Annotated in this window: 12 protein-coding genes and 1 tRNA gene; 6 read left to right on the top strand and 7 right to left on the bottom strand. The window is 57.1% G+C overall.

The window, feature by feature from the left end; translation table 11 throughout:
• Nucleotides 1–289: 289 nt before the first annotated feature.
• Together HB393_RS08355 and HB393_RS08350 are read right to left on the bottom strand one after the other, a co-directional pair.
• Nucleotides 290–526 carry a zf-HC2 domain-containing protein gene (locus tag HB393_RS08355; RefSeq protein WP_213804702.1) on the bottom strand — a complete coding sequence of 79 codons (237 nt, stop codon included), beginning with the start codon at nt 524–526 and terminating at the stop codon, nt 290–292.
• Nucleotides 523–1149, bottom strand: coding sequence for a sigma-70 family RNA polymerase sigma factor (locus HB393_RS08350; RefSeq protein ID WP_213804854.1), 627 nt, complete (start codon nt 1147–1149; stop codon nt 523–525). Before HB393_RS08350 ends, HB393_RS08355 begins: the two co-directional genes overlap by 4 nt.
• A 251-nt stretch (nt 1150–1400) precedes the next feature.
• On the opposite strand from HB393_RS08350, the gene HB393_RS08345 reads away from it, so the two are divergent.
• The gene (locus HB393_RS08345) at nt 1401–3812 is read left to right on the top strand and encodes a transglycosylase SLT domain-containing protein (RefSeq protein ID WP_255550914.1); all 2412 of its coding nucleotides are present in this window, start codon (nt 1401–1403) and stop codon (nt 3810–3812) included.
• Nucleotides 3813–3991: 179 nt separating this feature from the next.
• Nucleotides 3992–4255, top strand: coding sequence for a hypothetical protein (locus tag HB393_RS08340; protein ID WP_213804701.1), 264 nt, complete (start codon nt 3992–3994; stop codon nt 4253–4255).
• Between the two features lie 12 nt (nt 4256–4267).
• On the opposite strand, the gene HB393_RS08335 is transcribed toward HB393_RS08340, so the two are convergent.
• Together HB393_RS08335 and HB393_RS08330 are read right to left on the bottom strand one after the other, a co-directional pair.
• Nucleotides 4268–5524 carry an ABC transporter permease gene (locus tag HB393_RS08335; RefSeq protein WP_213804700.1) on the bottom strand — a complete coding sequence of 419 codons (1257 nt, stop codon included), beginning with the start codon at nt 5522–5524 and terminating at the stop codon, nt 4268–4270.
• A gap of 4 nt (nt 5525–5528) precedes the next feature.
• Nucleotides 5529–6785 (bottom strand): ABC transporter permease, encoded by a 1257-nt coding sequence (locus tag HB393_RS08330; RefSeq protein ID WP_213804699.1) that lies wholly within the window; start codon nt 6783–6785, stop codon nt 5529–5531.
• Nucleotides 6786–6912: 127 nt separating this feature from the next.
• Between HB393_RS08330 and HB393_RS08325 the strand changes: the two genes are divergently transcribed.
• The 4 genes from HB393_RS08325 (at nt 6913) to HB393_RS08310 (ending at nt 11559) form a co-directional block, all read left to right on the top strand.
• Nucleotides 6913–7001 (top strand) — tRNA-Leu (locus HB393_RS08325).
• A 320-nt stretch (nt 7002–7321) separates the two neighbouring features.
• Entirely contained in the window at nt 7322–8281 is a 960-nt protein-coding gene (locus HB393_RS08320) for a GIY-YIG nuclease family protein (protein WP_213804698.1), read from the top strand.
• 167 nt (nt 8282–8448) lie between these two features.
• Nucleotides 8449–10563 (top strand): DUF4965 domain-containing protein, encoded by a 2115-nt coding sequence (locus tag HB393_RS08315; RefSeq protein ID WP_345945097.1) that lies wholly within the window; start codon nt 8449–8451, stop codon nt 10561–10563.
• 99 nt (nt 10564–10662) lie between these two features.
• On the top strand, nt 10663–11559 hold the full coding sequence (locus HB393_RS08310; RefSeq protein WP_213804697.1) for a Nif3-like dinuclear metal center hexameric protein: 897 nt from the start codon (nt 10663–10665) through the stop codon (nt 11557–11559).
• A gap of 28 nt (nt 11560–11587) precedes the next feature.
• On the opposite strand, the gene HB393_RS08305 is transcribed toward HB393_RS08310, so the two are convergent.
• From HB393_RS08305 to HB393_RS08295, 3 genes are all read right to left on the bottom strand, one after another.
• Nucleotides 11588–12241 carry a hypothetical protein gene (locus HB393_RS08305; protein WP_213804696.1) on the bottom strand — a complete coding sequence of 218 codons (654 nt, stop codon included), beginning with the start codon at nt 12239–12241 and terminating at the stop codon, nt 11588–11590.
• The gene (locus HB393_RS08300) at nt 12238–13626 is read right to left on the bottom strand and encodes a selenium-binding family protein (protein WP_213804695.1); all 1389 of its coding nucleotides are present in this window, start codon (nt 13624–13626) and stop codon (nt 12238–12240) included. The genes HB393_RS08305 and HB393_RS08300 overlap by 4 nt, the downstream gene beginning before the upstream one ends.
• Nucleotides 13627–13911: 285 nt before the next feature.
• Nucleotides 13912–15453, bottom strand: coding sequence for a PepSY domain-containing protein (locus HB393_RS08295; protein ID WP_213804694.1), 1542 nt, complete (start codon nt 15451–15453; stop codon nt 13912–13914).
• Between the last annotated feature and the right edge of the window lies 1 nt (nt 15454).

Raw genomic sequence — 15454 nt, 5'->3', positions numbered from 1 at the left:
AGAAGAGGCAACGGCAAGTGCAACCACAGGTCCTTCGACTGCGTAACTCGCGGTGAGGCTGCGAGTTACTTCGCTCAGGATGACAAATTTGTGGAAGTCGGTGGTAGGGCGCTGGGGCTTGGGAAGGGTATTGGTTCCCTGGGATTTGGGGGTTCAGGGAGGAGAGCAGTCGTGCTTTGCCCGATACCCCACCCTATTTGCGATGAGACTGCAAAAAGGGTGGGGCACCCGGGCTGTTTACGCAGCTCAAGTTTGCGGAGGTTTTTGGGGGAGATTTGGGGAGGGGTGGTTATTTACAGGGGCGACATTTGGTCATGATGGCGGTGTGCAGGCGTTCGCGGAACTCGTTGGAGAGCTCGTAGAGTTCGTTGTCGCGGTAGACGGAGATTGTCTTACTCGTCGTATCGAGTACGACCTCGCAGTGGGGGCAGGTAGCGGTGTGGGCGCGAACCTCTTCGAGGAGTTCGGGGCTGATCTGGCCGTCAAAGTAATCGGTAAGCTGGCTGAGAAAATCGGTGCAGGTCATGCAGGCAAGCCCTCCTTCTTTTGACGGAAGTGTCGGCTGAGACGTTCACGCAGTTGAAGGCGGGCGCGTAGCAGTCTCGATTTGACGGCGGGGACGCTCAAGCCGAGAGCCTCCGCAGTCTCTTCCGTAGAGAGATTTTCAATGTCCCGAAGGGTGAAGACCGTTCGAAAACCGGGAGGGAGGCCCTGAATCGTCTTGCGGAGGATGTCTGCAAGTTCGGCTTGTCCGTAGTTTTGCTCGGGGTTGGGGCGCCACTCGGCGAAGTCACGAGGGATCGAACCTTCTTCTGTCTGGACGTCTTCGTCCATGGAGACTGTTTTGCTGGTTTTGCGCTTGCGCAGGCGCATGAGGCTTTCGTTGACGGCGATTCGGACGAGCCAGGTCGAAAACTTAGAGTTTCCCTGGAACTGGTCCAGTTTCTCGTATGCCTTGAGAAAAGCGTCCTGCGTGATGTCTTCAGCGTCTTCACGGTTTTGAGTTATGTGCTGCGCTACCCGAAAGATCTGGCGTTCGTACTGCCGGACCAGCTGCTCAAATGCCGCTGTATCCCCCTCCTTCGCGCGAGCTACAAGCGCTACGTCGGGGTGGATCTCTTCCGTTCCTGGGGATTGGATGGCGGGCATGGGCAAAGGGAGCAACTTATCTACGGGTGTTCGGTTCAGCTTTGCGGGATGCAAAACAACGAATACTCACTGTAACAGTGTAAATGGGGGGAGGCTGGGGAGCAATCGAGGCAACTCTTTCGGATTCCGGCTCTGGGCGTCCAAAAACGTACCTGTGCAGGTTCTTCCGGCGGTTGCAGGTGCCTGATATGGCTCGCAAAGCTTAGAGTGAGAGGAGGGATGTAAGTCGATCCTCTCTGGAGTGAGGAACGTTGAAAGGCTGGATTAGGATTCGAACGCTGCTTTGGCTTGGTGTAGTGGTTGCGCTGTTGGGGATGCCTTTGGCGTCGGGCGGCGCTATGCTTCAAACGGCTGCGGGGACGACCTCCGGGAAGAAGCCGGCGGCAAAGAAGAAGAGCGGGGCGGCGGCTTCGACGGGATCGGCTACGCGTGCCAAGGGGAAGCCGGCGGGGTCTGGGGCGGCCAAGAAGGGTGCGGGCGCTCCGAAGAAGAAGGGGTCAGCGGCGACGGTCAAGAAGGGTGTTGCGGTTGGGAAGCGAGGGGTTCTTTCCAAAGCTCCTACAAAACAGACTATTAAGCTGACGAGCGCTTTTATCGCCTCCGCCCAGTTGCGGCCGATGGCGCAGCAGCTTGCGGCGAGCCGTTCGCCTGCAGCCTACAGCGGCGTTCTGAATTACGCCAGGACGCATCCGGGGGAGGGGGCCGCGGCCGCCCATCTGGCGCTGGGGCATGCCTATGCGGTGGATCACCGGTATCCGGAGGCGGTGGCGAACTACCGGCTTGCGAACCAGGACGGAGAGGCGCTGGACGACTATGCCGACTATCTTGCCGCCCAGGCGGCTGTGCAGTCGGGGCAGGGAGCGCAGGCTTATCCGCTGCTGGCGGACTTCGCGGAGCGGTATGCGGAGAGCATCTTCGTTGCGAATGCCCCGGTGCTGCTGGCTAACTCGCATTTGCAGCAGGCGGATCCGCAGGGGGCGCTGAAGGTGCTGGAGCCGCTGGCTAGTTCGCCCCAGGCGACTCATGTGGACTTTAAATATGCTCTGGGGCGGGCGTACCAGCTCTCGGGCGATACCGGACGCGCGGCCTCGGTCTTCAAAGGCATTTATACGAAGCAGCCGCTGACGCCGGAGGCGAATCAGGCCCGGCAGCAGCTCCAGGCCATGGGAATGCCTTTGACCGCGGCGGAGCGGAAGGCGCACGCCGACCAGCTCTTCAACGCGAAGCACTACGGGGAGGCGGGGGATGAGTATCACTCGATCGGGAAGAACGACCCGACGCTGTCTCCGGCGGACCAGGCGGCGCTTTCGATCTATGCCGCGGTGTGCGATCTGAAGCTGAAGCATCTGAGCCGGAAGGACGTCGAGCGGCTTCCGGAGACGGGCGACGACAGCGCGGCTTTGAAGATGTATATGCTGGCGGAGATCTCGCGCAGTGAGAAGGACGCGGTGCGGCATGATGCTCTGATCGCGGAGATGGTACGGCGGTTTCCGTCGAGCCGGTGGCTGGAGGAGGCGCTCTACTCTGGCGGAAACATGTATCTGCTGCAGCATGATGCGAAGCAGGCGATCTATCACTACACGCTGCTGGTGGAGAGGTTTCCGAACAGCATCTATGCTCCGTCGTCGCACTGGCGGGCGGCTTGGATGAACTATCGGCTCAGGAACTATCCTGAGGCCGCGCGGCTGATGGATGAGCAGATCCAACGCTATCCGGCGGGGATCGAGATTCCGAACGCGCTGTATTGGCGGGGGCGGATCTTCGAGAACGAGGAGCATAACTTCGGGCAGGCGATGAACTACTATCGTCTGCTCTCCGAGACGTACGTCAACTACTACTATGGGGAGCTGGCGCGGCGGAGGATCGTTATTCTCGGGGCGCAGGCTCCGGTTCCTCCGGCTCCGGCGCTGGCCTCGGTACGGAAGCTGGTGGTGCCTACGCTGACCGGCGAGCTGCCGGAGAATGAGCCGCACCTGATCAAGGCCCGGCTGCTGGCCAATGCGTCGCTGAATGAGTACATCGGGCCGGAGATTCAGGCGAGCGCGACTTCGGGCGAGTGGGGAGCGCTGGCGCAGGCGCAGATTTATGTCTCGTACGGCGAGCTTACGCGGGCGATGCAGTCGATGAAGCATAGCGGGATCTCGTTCTTCGCGCTGCCGATCGACCAGGTTCCTACGGTGTATTGGAAGCTGCTGTTCCCGCAGCCGTATTGGGGGGATCTGGTGGCGAACTCGGAGCAGAACGGGCTGGACCCGTATCTGGTGGCTTCGCTGATACGGCAGGAGTCGGAGTTCAACCCGGGCGCTATGAGCCATGCGAATGCGATGGGGCTGATGCAGTTGCTGCCGGCGGTGGGTAAGTCGATGGCGAAGAAGCAGGGGTTGAAGGGCTTCAACGCGAATCAACTGTTTAATCCGTCGATCAATATCCAGTTGGGCACGCTCAATCTGAAGCAGGTGCTGGGGCGGTTTGGCGGGCAGGCGGAGTATGCCCTTGCTGCCTATAACGCGGGCGATGTTCCGGTGCGGCAGTGGATGTCGAACGGGGAGTACAAGGATATTCCGGAGTTTGTGGAGTCGATTCCTTATACGGAGACGCGGGAGTATGTCCAGGCGATTATGCGCAACCGCGAGATGTATCGCGCTTTGTACCCTATACGGTAACCCTGGGTGCTTTGTAGAAAAGCGTGGTTGACAGCGACGGAAAATGGGATATCTTTGCACCAGAAGTAGTGCACGCTGCAGTTTCGTACGCCCAAGCAAGACGTCTATTCAAGTTGAGTACTCCGCGAACGTTGCGGATACCCCACAAACCGAACTCAAACGAGACGACGAGGCCAGGCATGGAAGCGGAGTTGAACCTACTGGAAGTGTGGATCCCGGAGCAGATGCAGCCGGGAACGATGTTCATGCTGGAGCAGGCAGGGGAGTTGGGGAAGGTGGACAACCCGTACTGGGCGGTGTTGGCTTGTCCGTCGTGCGGGTCGTTGGGGCTGATTACACGGCAGCAGTGGGCGGGGCTGGAGGCGATGATCTGCGGCTCTGAGACGTGCTCTTCGGAGTATTTTCTGGATGGAGAGAAGATCGTATATCGCCGGGCGAGCTAGAGCCGCCCGCGTCTATTCGTGGCGGAGGGCGACGACGGGGTCCATGCGTGCGGCTCGCAGTGCGGGGAGAAAGCCGGATACGATCCCGACCAGCGCGAGGATCAGGAACGAGATGAGCATGATCGTGGGTGAGGCGCGGAGGATGATGTCGCCCTCGTGGTTGGCGGTCTTGTAGATGTCGGAGTAGAGCGGCATAGGTGGGATAAGGTAGGCCACGGCTATGGCTACGATCATGCCGACGGCTCCGGCGATGAAGGTCAGGGTGAGGCTTTCGAGGAGAAACTGGGAGAGGATGTCGCGGCGGCGCGCACCCAGGGCTTTCAATAGGCCGATTTCGCGGGTTCTTTCGGTGACGGAGACGAGCATGATGTTCATGACGCCGACTCCGCCGACGCCAAGGGTCATCGCGCCGATGATGCCGAGGATAAGCTCCAATGCGGTGCCGAACTGAGTCATCTCGGCTGAGTCTTCGATGGTGTCCCAGGTGGGGACGGCCTTTTCGTCCTTGGGGTTGAAGTGATGGCGATCGGCGAGGACGGAGCGGACGGCCTGGATGGCTTTGATGTGCAGCTCGGGTGAGGAGGGCTGGAAGACGATGGAGTTGGGGTCTCGCTGGTTGCGGAGGTCGCGCATGGTGCTGAAGGGGACGAAGGCGTTCTCGTTGTCGGGACCGTTGTTGGAGGAGTCCTGAATCTTGGTCTGGAGGACGCCGATGACCTGGAAGCTGTGGCCTTCGATTTGGACAGATTCTCCGACGGGGGGAAGGCCGTTGAAGAGCTTTTGCGCGGCGTGAGGACCGAAGATGACGACGTGACGGTGGTCGGTGAAGTCGGCGGGCTCGAAGTAGCGGCCCTCGGCGATGTTGAGCTTTCTCATGCCGCCGTAGGGGAGGTCGACGGCCTTGCTCTGGATGTTGACGACCTTGGGGCCGTACTTGAAGCTGAAGCCGTCATCGGTTTCGGCGCTGACGGCGGTGAGGAAGGGGACTGCTTCACGGACTGCTTCGACGTCGCCGTCGAGGAACTTGATGCGCTTGCCGGAGCGTTCGCCGCCGGCTTGCATGCTGGTTTGGCCGCCCCAGATCATGATGACGTTGTTGCCGATGCCGAGGAAGCCGTTGAGCACGCCCTGGCCTACGCTCTTTCCGTAGCTGAGGAGCAGCACGACGGTGACGAGTCCCCAGACGATGCCGAGCATGGTGAGGCCGGAGCGCAGGCGGTTGCGGAGGAGGGACTCGATACTTTGGCGAACGATCTCACTGAGGTTCACAGGGTCACTCCGTTCGCAGGCATTCCATGGGGCTGAGGTTCGCGGCGCGCAGGGCGGGGTAGGTTCCGGCGAAGAGCGTGATGACGGTGAGGGTGCTGAGGGACGCGATGATCGCCGCGGGAGAGATGACGGGGTGGGGGATGAAGTCGGGCAGCGGGATGAAGCGCATGGCGAGGCAGATGCCGACTCCTACGGTGAGTCCGGCCAGGCCGCTGACGATGGTGATGATGGCGGACTCGACTAAGAACTGGCGGCGGATGTCGCGGGCGGTCGCGCCGAGGGCTTTGCGGACGCCGATCTCGCGGGTGCGCTCGGTGACGGCGACGAGCATGATGTTCATGACGCCGATGCCGCCCAGGGCTAGCGTGAGGAGTGCTACGGCGCCGAAGAAGAGGGTCATGACGCCGAAGATTCTTTCGGTGAACTTCGATCCTTGAAGGGTGTCCCAGACCCAGAGGGCTTCCTTGTCGTCGGCGTTGTAGTGATGGCGCTCGGCGAGGATGCGGTAGACCTGGGCGAGGGCCTGTTCGTGCAGGTCCGGAGATACGGGTTCGACGACGATGTTGCTGACCATGCCCTGGACGATTCCGGGTTTCTCGGGGAGAGGGAAGTCGCGGGACATTGAGGAGAAGGGCACGAAGAGCTGTGTGTTGTCGGGACCGCTGCCGTAGCTGCCGTTCTGCTTCTTCTTTTTGAGGACGCCGATGACGGTGTAGTTGTAGCCGGAGACCATGAGGGACTGGCCGATGACTGGTTTGCCGGGAAAGAGTTGGCGGTTGGCGTCTGCGCCGAGGAGGATGACGCGTTGGCCGTTGGCTTCGTCCTGGGGGCTCATGAGGCGGCCCTGCTCGACGGTGAGGGAGCGGAAGCGCTGGTACTCCGGCCATACGCCGCGGACGGGCCGACTGGCGGCGTTCCATTGGCTGACCTCGGAGACGGTGCGGCGTAGCTCGGGGCTTACGGTTTTTACGAGGGAGGCTTTTTCCTGGATGGCGAGGGCGTCGCCGACGGTGAGGCGGATGTCGCGGCCAGCGGCGTATCCGCCGGCTTGAGCGCCGGTCTTGCCGCCGAAGAGGATGGCGATGTCGGTGCCGATGGTGCGCAGATGTTCCTTTTGATCGAGGTTGAAGCCGATTCCGAGCCCTACGAGCAGGATGACGGAGGTGATGCCCCATACGATTCCGAACATGGTGAGGAAGCTGCGGAGTTTGGTCTCCCAGAGAGCGGTAAGCGTTTGTTTTAAGATCTCACTGAGGGGCATAGGCGGCTGACTGGGGCTTCGGTGTCTGCTGTCCTATACGGTGGGGATGGGGTATTGGTTCCGTGCGCCTTTTCCCGTGGGCGAGCCAATACAATAAGATGGGATTGGCGTAAGCCGATGCAGGACCGCCCGGATGGTGAAATCGGCAGACACAGCGGACTTAAAATCCGCAGACCTTAACCGGTCGTGGGGGTTCAAGTCCCCCTCCGGGCACCAAGAAAGCTTCAAAAGTGGGTATCATCCAGGCTGCCGCTTATGGCGGCCTTTCCTGTGGTGCGCTTCTAGTGGCAATTGTCTTGACTGACATCGCTGCATATCAGTGCTGATGAAAGGCAATCACGAAGAAATGCAATGCATCGTGCGCTAGTGCAACGTCGTTAAAAGGTCTCTTTGAGAGACCCAAAGATGACAACATCTGGTGGGTTGATTCCAGCATATATGATGCCCGTTTGAAAAAAATGGCCCCAAGAGCAATGCGATCAAAGCATATGACCAACGTAGATCTATGATGTGTCTGACACAGGAGAGGCATTTAAATGGTTGAAGTAAATAAAGGGCAGACGCTTGAGTTGTATTTTGTCGATGGAACGCCTGATGGCATGTTAACCGCGACTCTCTCCAATTGGAGCGGACATGTGCTTATGACACCCCGCACTCAGTTGGCCGAGGCGCTGAAAAGGGTGGAAGCTTCCTATACAGGGGTATACATACTTCTCGGCCAATCGGAAGACCCCGATAAGGATTCCCGCCCGATGGCCTGTATAGGCGAAAGCGAAGATGTAGCCGCAAGGATTCGGGATCACGATGCAAAGCGACTTTGGTGGGATACAGGGATTCTAATCACGGACGGTAAACGACTAAATAAGGCGCATGTCAAATATCTTGAATCTCGCTTGGTAGAACTGGCGAAAAGTATTGGACAGCTAAAACTGGTCAATGGCAATGCGCCGACACGGTCGAGATTGACCGAGGCTGATGAATCTAAGATGCTCCAGTTTCTTGCATACCTAGTGGCAATACTGCCAGCTATTCGCGTGAATGGATTTCTTTCAAAAGCTCGATCGATAACTGCGAATGCTGTTCAAACCTCACCTTTAAAGCGAGTAGAGACCGTCACTGTGTTCAAGATGAAGACCCCAAGAAATGACATTTCCGGAGTCGCTGAATTGCGAAATGGAGAATTCATCGTTCAGCCAGGCTCAGTTGGCCGCAAGGCTTGGGAGGGAGACGCAGAACACTCCTACAGGCAACTTTTTCACGATGTCGTTATGAGCGGGGCCACGGTAGATAATGGAAAAAATCGCATCTTTAGTGAGGCTTATGCATTCTCTAGTCCCAGTGCAGCCGGCGCAGTTCTTAATGGACGTGCTACCAATGGTCCAGCCGTCTGGTATCTTGCTTCAGACCCAAAGAAAAGCTACAGACAATGGGAAGCAGAAAGGCTAGACGAAGCTACACTACCCAATAAGAGGAGAAAGCCAAAAGTCAGAAGCTAACACTTCTAACTTGCGGGCATGCAAATGTTGGTGTTTGCAATGAGAGTGCTGTCTGGTCCCGGACCACAATCCAATATCACTTCAGCCAGTTTGATGTATGTTGCGACGAGGTATTTCGATTAGTGTAACGGCCTGCCGTTATTATTCATGTTGGTCTGCGAATCCTTATGTCCACTATGCGAAACTTCTTAGTCTTGTCGGTTATGGTGTGTCTTCTTTCTCCACTTTTTGCTCAGGAAGCTACTTCTCATCGAGCTCCTGCGGTGCCGCTCATTGCTAACGATCCGTACTTCAGTGTTTGGTCCATGGCGGACAGGCTGACGGATGCGCCGACGAAGCACTGGTCGGAGGCTTCTCAACCGATGACCGGGCTGATTCGGATTGATGGAAGAGTCTTTCGCTGGATGGGCTCACAGCCTCGGCGGAGGGAGCTGATTGCGCAGATCGAGCCGATGCAACAGGAGTCTGTGGAGGTTCTGCCGCTGCACTCGAGGTATCGGTTCACCGCTGCGGGGATTGCGCTGGAAGTAAGTTTCTTTACTCCACTCTTTCCTGCAGATATGGATGTTCTTTCACGCCCGGTGACGTATCTCTCGTGGAAGACGCAATCTACCGATGGGGCGCAACATCGGGTGGAGTTGTTGCTGGATGTTTCTCCTCAGATTGCCGTGAATGAAGGGGCGCAGCCCGTTACATGGGGAAGATCACATGTGGAAGGGTTGTCATTGTTGAACCTGGGGACGCGTGATCAGGCGACTCTGCATCAGTCCGGCGACCGGATGCGCATCGATTGGGGATATTTTCATCTGGCTGTTCCAGATGCAGCAGGCGCACGAAATGAGCTTTCTTCCGATGCGATGGCTCAGTTCGCAGAGACAGGTACTTTAAAAGACGTGGACGATATCGAGATGCCACGCGCGGCTGTTAGTTCGAAGGGTGAGGCTGCTCATCTTGCGGTTGCGATGCAACTTGGTTCTGTTGGTTCGTCGCCCGTAGAGCGGCATACGTTGCTGGCTTATACCGAGGGATATGCCATCCAGTATTTGGGGCGCCAGTTGCGGCCTTATTGGCAGCGCAATGGTATGACGGAGTCCGCGATGCTGGCTGCGGCGGAGAGAGATTATCCTTTGCTCGAAGTGAAGGGAAAGAAGTTCGACGCCGATCTGAGTGCGGACATGCTGAAGGTGGGAGGCGCCGACTATGCGTATCTGGCGTCGCTGCTGTTTCGCCAGACTCTTGCCGCGCATAAGCTCGTGGCTGATCTGGACGGGACACCGATGCTGTTTTCCAAGGAAAACGACAGCAATGGCTGCATCGATACGGTCGACGTGACCTATCCTTCTTCTCCGTTTTTTCTGCTCTTCAATCCCCAGCTGCTCAAGGCTCAACTTGAGCCACTGATGCGGTATGCTGCTTTGCCGAGATGGCGTTTTCCTTTTGCGCCGCATGATCTGGGAACTTATCCTTTGGCGGATGGGCAGGTCTATGGTGGAGGCGAAGTAAACGAAGTAGACCAGATGCCGGTTGAGGAGAGTGGCAACCTGATCCTGATGATCGCGGCGCTGGGACGAAGCGAGGGGAACTGGGAGTTTGCGAGACGTTACATGCCGCAGCTTACGCAGTGGGCCGCTTACCTGGAGACCAAGGGCATGGACCCTGAGAACCAGTTGAGCACGGATGATTTTGCGGGCCATCTTGCGCACAACACCAATTTGTCGATCAAGGCGATCGAAGCGTTGGGGGCCTTTGCGAAGATTGCCAGAGGTGTCGGCGATGTGAAGCTTGCTGAGCGGTACGAGAAGGTTGTTCGTCCGTTGCCAGCAACCTGGGAGAAGATGGCGCGTGATGGAGATCACTATAAGCTTGCCTTCGATCAACCCGGCACATGGAGCCAGAAGTACAACCTCGTCTGGGATCGAATCCTCGATTTGAATCTGTTTCCTGCAAGTGTGATGCAGACCGAGTGGGCCTTCTACGAGAAGCACCTGGAGGTTTACGGGCTTCCTTTGGATCATCGCAAGACCTTTACCAAGCTCGATTGGGAGGTCTGGACTGCGACGTTGAGCAAGGATCCAAAGCAATTCCACGACCTGGTTCATCGGCTTGTAGTTTGGTCTGACGCTACGCCTTCGCGGGTGCCAACGACTGATTGGTACGACACTATCAGTGGAAGGCAGATGGGCTTTCAGGCGCGCTCGGTGGTTGGTGGGATTTTTGTTAAGGCTCTGCTTGATCCGCAGGTTGTCAGTAAGTGGAAGCTGCAGGCGGGTAAGGGAGATTGAGGCAAGGGCCTAGTGATTGGATCGAGCTACTTGTACGATTATCCGGTGCTGTTTTCCTGAGATAACGCAGAATGAACTCGATTTATTTGGAGAGCAATCATGACCGATCTTTCTCGCCGAAACTTCATCGTGGCTGGCGGCGCGTTTCTATCCACGGTGAGCTCAGGTGCTCAATCTGCTGCAGCGTCGTTGACGGCAGGCGACGTGATTGCGCGGATCAAGCGGGATATCGGGGTGCCGTGGAGGGAGAAGACGGTGGATAACCTGCTCACCGGATCTACTGACACTCCTGTGCATGGCATTGCTACGACGATGATGGCTACGCTCGATGTCGTGGAGCGTTGCGTGGCTGCGGGGAAGAACATGATCCTTAGTCACGAGACGCCGTTCTACCTTCATCAGGACAATATCGACGATATTAAGAACGACTCTGTTCTGCAGTACAAGCTGGAGTACTGCAAGAAGAACGATGTCGCCATCTTTCACTTTCATGACCACTGGCATGCGCGGCATCCGGACGGTATCGCGCAGGGCATGGTGAATCAGCTTGGCTGGCAGAAGAATGTCAGCGATCCTGCCAATCCGAAGAAGCTTGTCTTCGATGGCGTTTCACTTGCGAAGCTGACTCAAGAGATGCAGTCTACGCTGAAGGCGCATACGCTACGGGTTTTGGGGGATCCTGACCTGCGTGTTCGGCGGGTAGAGACAAGTTGGGGTTATTGCGGACGCGAGGGCGGGATCGGCATCTTCTCGCGGCCGGATGTCGATGTGCTGATCTGCGGTGAGACTCGCGAGTGGGAGCTTGTGGAGTATTGCCAGGACAGCATTAAGGCGGGAAATAAGAAGGCGCTGGTGGTGGTTGGGCATGTTCTCTCGGAGCAAGGCGGGATGATCCTGTGCCGTGACTGGCTAAAGCCGATTGTTCCGGAGGTTTCGATTGAGTTTATCCCTGCGATGGAACCTTTCTGGATTCCTAACCAGCCGGTAAGAGCTTAGTTGAGCGAGGAGTCATCGAAACTGCTGTCTAAATGATTAGCGCCGCCAGCCCCGCTATCATTAATGCAAGAGCCCAAAGCAGATCAAAGTTGAACCATGTGTGCCGCAGCAAGCCGAGTCCCCATCGCTCATAAAATTGATAGAAGAGAGTTGCCGTTGCGCCTGCAACGAGGATCAGACTGAGAGTGTGGACCAATACGGCGAGAGCTAAGACTGAGATTGCGATCTCCGCGAGGTTGCTGCCCGTGGCACTGTCCATGGCGTGATGCATCCCTTGCATCGGATGTGCCAGCAACACTGGAGCCAGCATCAATCCCGCGCCGTGAGCTGACGCCATCAAAAAAGACCAGACTGCAAGATCGCGAAAGCCAACGCGCATTCCGGCTCCGCGCGGATGACGGGAGCGAGATATGCGGTATAAGCCGAGCGCGAACAAGATTCCCGCGACTAAAAACTTTAACGCTTGATGTGGGAGCTTCGCACCCACCAGGCCGACCGCCGCAAGCGTGAGTGAGACTGCGACGGCATGGCCGATTGCAATGGGGATCAAAGCTCGCAGGATGGCTGTGCGGCTTCGCTGTTGCAGACCCAATGAGAGTGCAAACAGCCATCCCATCCCAGGATTCAGTCCGTGATACGCCCCGAGGAAGATCAGTACTCCCCAAGGCCAAGAGCCGCTCATGGATAGCAGTATGAATCGGAGGATGCATCGCCGCCTTCGAGACGCACTTGATGGCCACGCAGATCTCCGAATTCGAGGAAGAACTTTGGATCCAGCGTCATGCCTTCAGGACTCACATCCACCTTGACCATCCAGCCGTCGATGCCGTCGGGATAGAACTGCTGATCCCAGGCTGCATAGAGTGAATTGGTGAAGTAGACGCGCTTGCCGTCCCGGCTTAGTTCCACCATCTGTGGACCGCCGTTCAGCGCTTCTCCAGGACGAGCTGGGTGCGGCGTCTTCCGCACAATTCCGCCGAGATGAATGGAGCCGAGCAGCTTTGGGTTATGCGGATCGGAGACGTCATATTGCAGCGTCTCGCCCGTCCCCCAGCAGGAGGCATAGAGCCTTTGGTCGTCTACGGAGAGGTTCAGGTCAGTCAGCAGAGGAGGGACCGCACCGAATCCTTTTAAGATAGGAGGCAACAACGCCGCGTCGGCGGGTTCGGCTGGTATTTCGATGACTTTCTTTGCCTCCCATTCGTCGCCGTTCTTGAACCAAAGCCAGATAGAGCTGGATAGATCCTTCAGCGAGACGACGACGCCCGCGAATCCGTATGCCTTGGTGGGATCATGCGCCGGACGGAGCTCCAGAACCATCTGGTACTCTGCGCCGAAATCGATCGTCTGGATGCAGCGCCGCTTGCGCAGGTCGAAGAAGTGCAGGCTGTGTCCGTACTTGCCTGCGAGCAGCTCCTCGGGGATTACTCCGCTTTCTACCATCCTGGGTGTGCCCCACTCGCTGGTTACGGCGATGTCGTAGCCGAGGTGCCAGGCGAAGTCGTAGCCCAGATATTGTTTGCCGCGTTCTACCTCCCACTGGCCGAGAGGTTCAAAGGTGTAGTGGTCTAGCGCGAAGATTCCACCGGGGCCTTCGCCATCGGGGGCACCCAAAGCGCTCATGTAGATTCCGTCGGGACCGCAGTGGATGGTATGCGGACGGCTGTAGCCGGTGCGTCGCGCCAACTCTTCGGGCTCAATCACTTTTACGATCTTCGGCTGGCGCGGATCCTCTTTCGTATCCAAGATATGAATACGCGAGGAGCGCAACCCAGGCACGATCAGATAGCGCCGCTCAAGGTGCGGGTGTGCGGCATATGGACAGAGCGCCGAGCTGCAGGCGTTCCAGCCAAAGTGATGCAGCTCATCGCCTGCGTTGGGCATGTTCGTTCTTCCAACGATCTGACCATAGGTGCTTGACGACGGATCCACATCGACTACGAGAAGAGCGTCCGGTCTGCCGTCGCCCTTTGGATTGAAGGCCGCTACATAGGCCAGCTTTTCTTGCGGCGCCTGCGCGGCCAGCTTCGGAGAGGGATAAAACGTCGGATCAGCCTTCCATAGCATGGTGAATCCTTTCTAGTCTTCGATTCCAGATGGGTGATGCTGGTGGACGGTTGACACGACGGTTTGCGACCCAACCTCAACCGCTACAGTATGACTTAAGCGCACTCTAATCAAGAGTGGTGGCGGTGTTTTTTGCAAGGCTAACTGTAGTCAATCGCAGGTCGCAATTTCCGGACCCTTGAGATGACACTTAAGATTTCACTTTATTCCGCAATGCGGATAGGAATCGAATGGCGAGCCAAGTTGCTTTTGCGTACGCTCGTGGTGTCGCTTGCTTCTACTTCATTACTCTGTTGGTCGCGATCGGATGAACGTTTTTCTCAAGCTGCCGTTTTGAAGAGGCTTGATTACTCTCCGGTTTAAACGACGGACGGCTATGATGCAGCCGGTTACGGAGAGAGCAATTCCTCCGAGCATGAGAGATATTACGAGGATGTCCCACACGGGACGTGTGCGGTACAGCCAGGGTAGATCGAATGAATGGAGTCCGTGGTAAAGCCAGCGATTCCAGAGAGCCGCCCGGCCATAGCTCTGGGCTACTCTTCCATTACGCAGATCGATGTAAAAGAAGCATTGGTTTGGGTCGTTGAGACGAATATAGAGTGCAGGTAAAGGTTTCAGGTTGTGACGATCCACGTAATACGTATCGTAGCTTATTACAATATGACTTTCTATCACTGCGAGAGGTGCAATGGCCCGGTTGACGACAGCGATGATCGACTCGGGGTCGACGCTTCGCGCCTGTGAACTATCCAGGTCAAGGAGTGCTGTTTGATTGGAAGATCCTTCAGCATAGTAGCTATATTTTCCTGCGATCTTGGTTAACTCCAGTTCGCGTGTCGGTAGTGTTGAGCCGAGGGACGCGAGGGCCCACTGTGGAGGGTGTTGGCTAAACTCCTGCAGGCTTGCCTCATCGGCATGTGCGTTGAGTGAGCGGTTTACTTGTGTTTCGACTGTCTCTGGGGTCCAACGAATGGGAGTCATCGAGAACATGCCAGAGAGAACCCAGGTGAATGTGGTAACGCCGAAGAGGAAGCCAAGGATTAAATGCCATCTCTTCTGGCCTGCGAATGGAACACTCGATGGGCCGGTCTGGAAGCGATAGCGTTTCGAGGGGGAGTAGAGCCAGATTCCCCCAGCCAAGCCGAGCAGCGTCATGAGTGTGCCGGCGCCTGAGAGCCAGATGACAACCAGCCTCCATTCCGCGGCGTCTTTTCGGAGTTTCGTGAAGTAGACCCAATGGGGAATCGCTCCAAAGTAGGATCCCCAACGCGATACACGGTCCGTATGTTGCACTACCTCTCCGGTCACGTCGGAGACGTAGACTACTTGTCCATCGGCTCCCTCGAATTTCCAAAGGGGGCGCAGCGGACGATATTTTTGCGGCACCGTCCACTGATCTTCACGTACCTGCTTTTCCTCCAGATGGATTAAGGCGATGCTTTGATTCAGCCAGTTGGCAGCTATTTGTTTTGCCTCAGTTTCATTGAGTCCATGGAAGACTTCCGCGCGATCGGCAAAGATGACTGTCATTTTCTGACCGCTGCGGAAGTGATAGGCAGGTCTGCCCAGCAGGGAAGATAGGCGGATCTCCTCGGGGTTATGTATCTTCGCTAAATCTGCTGCGGATGCAGGCGAGACATGGATGGCGGAGCCGTCGAGCACCGGCATGTGCTTGAGCCGCTCTCCAGGTTTCAGCACGGGGAATTCTATGTACATCAGGACGATGCCCGATATAAACCATGCAAGGAAGAGGAGACTGAAGATGATACCGGTCCAACGATGTGTGAGCAGTACCCACTTCTTTACGAGTAGAACTGGTCGCATG

This window comes from Granulicella sp. dw_53, from assembly GCF_018449545.1.
GTDB lineage: Bacteria > Acidobacteriota > Terriglobia > Terriglobales > Acidobacteriaceae > Edaphobacter.
The sequence above is the reverse complement of the archived record's forward strand: the minus strand, read 5'-3'. Positions and strand labels throughout refer to the sequence as shown.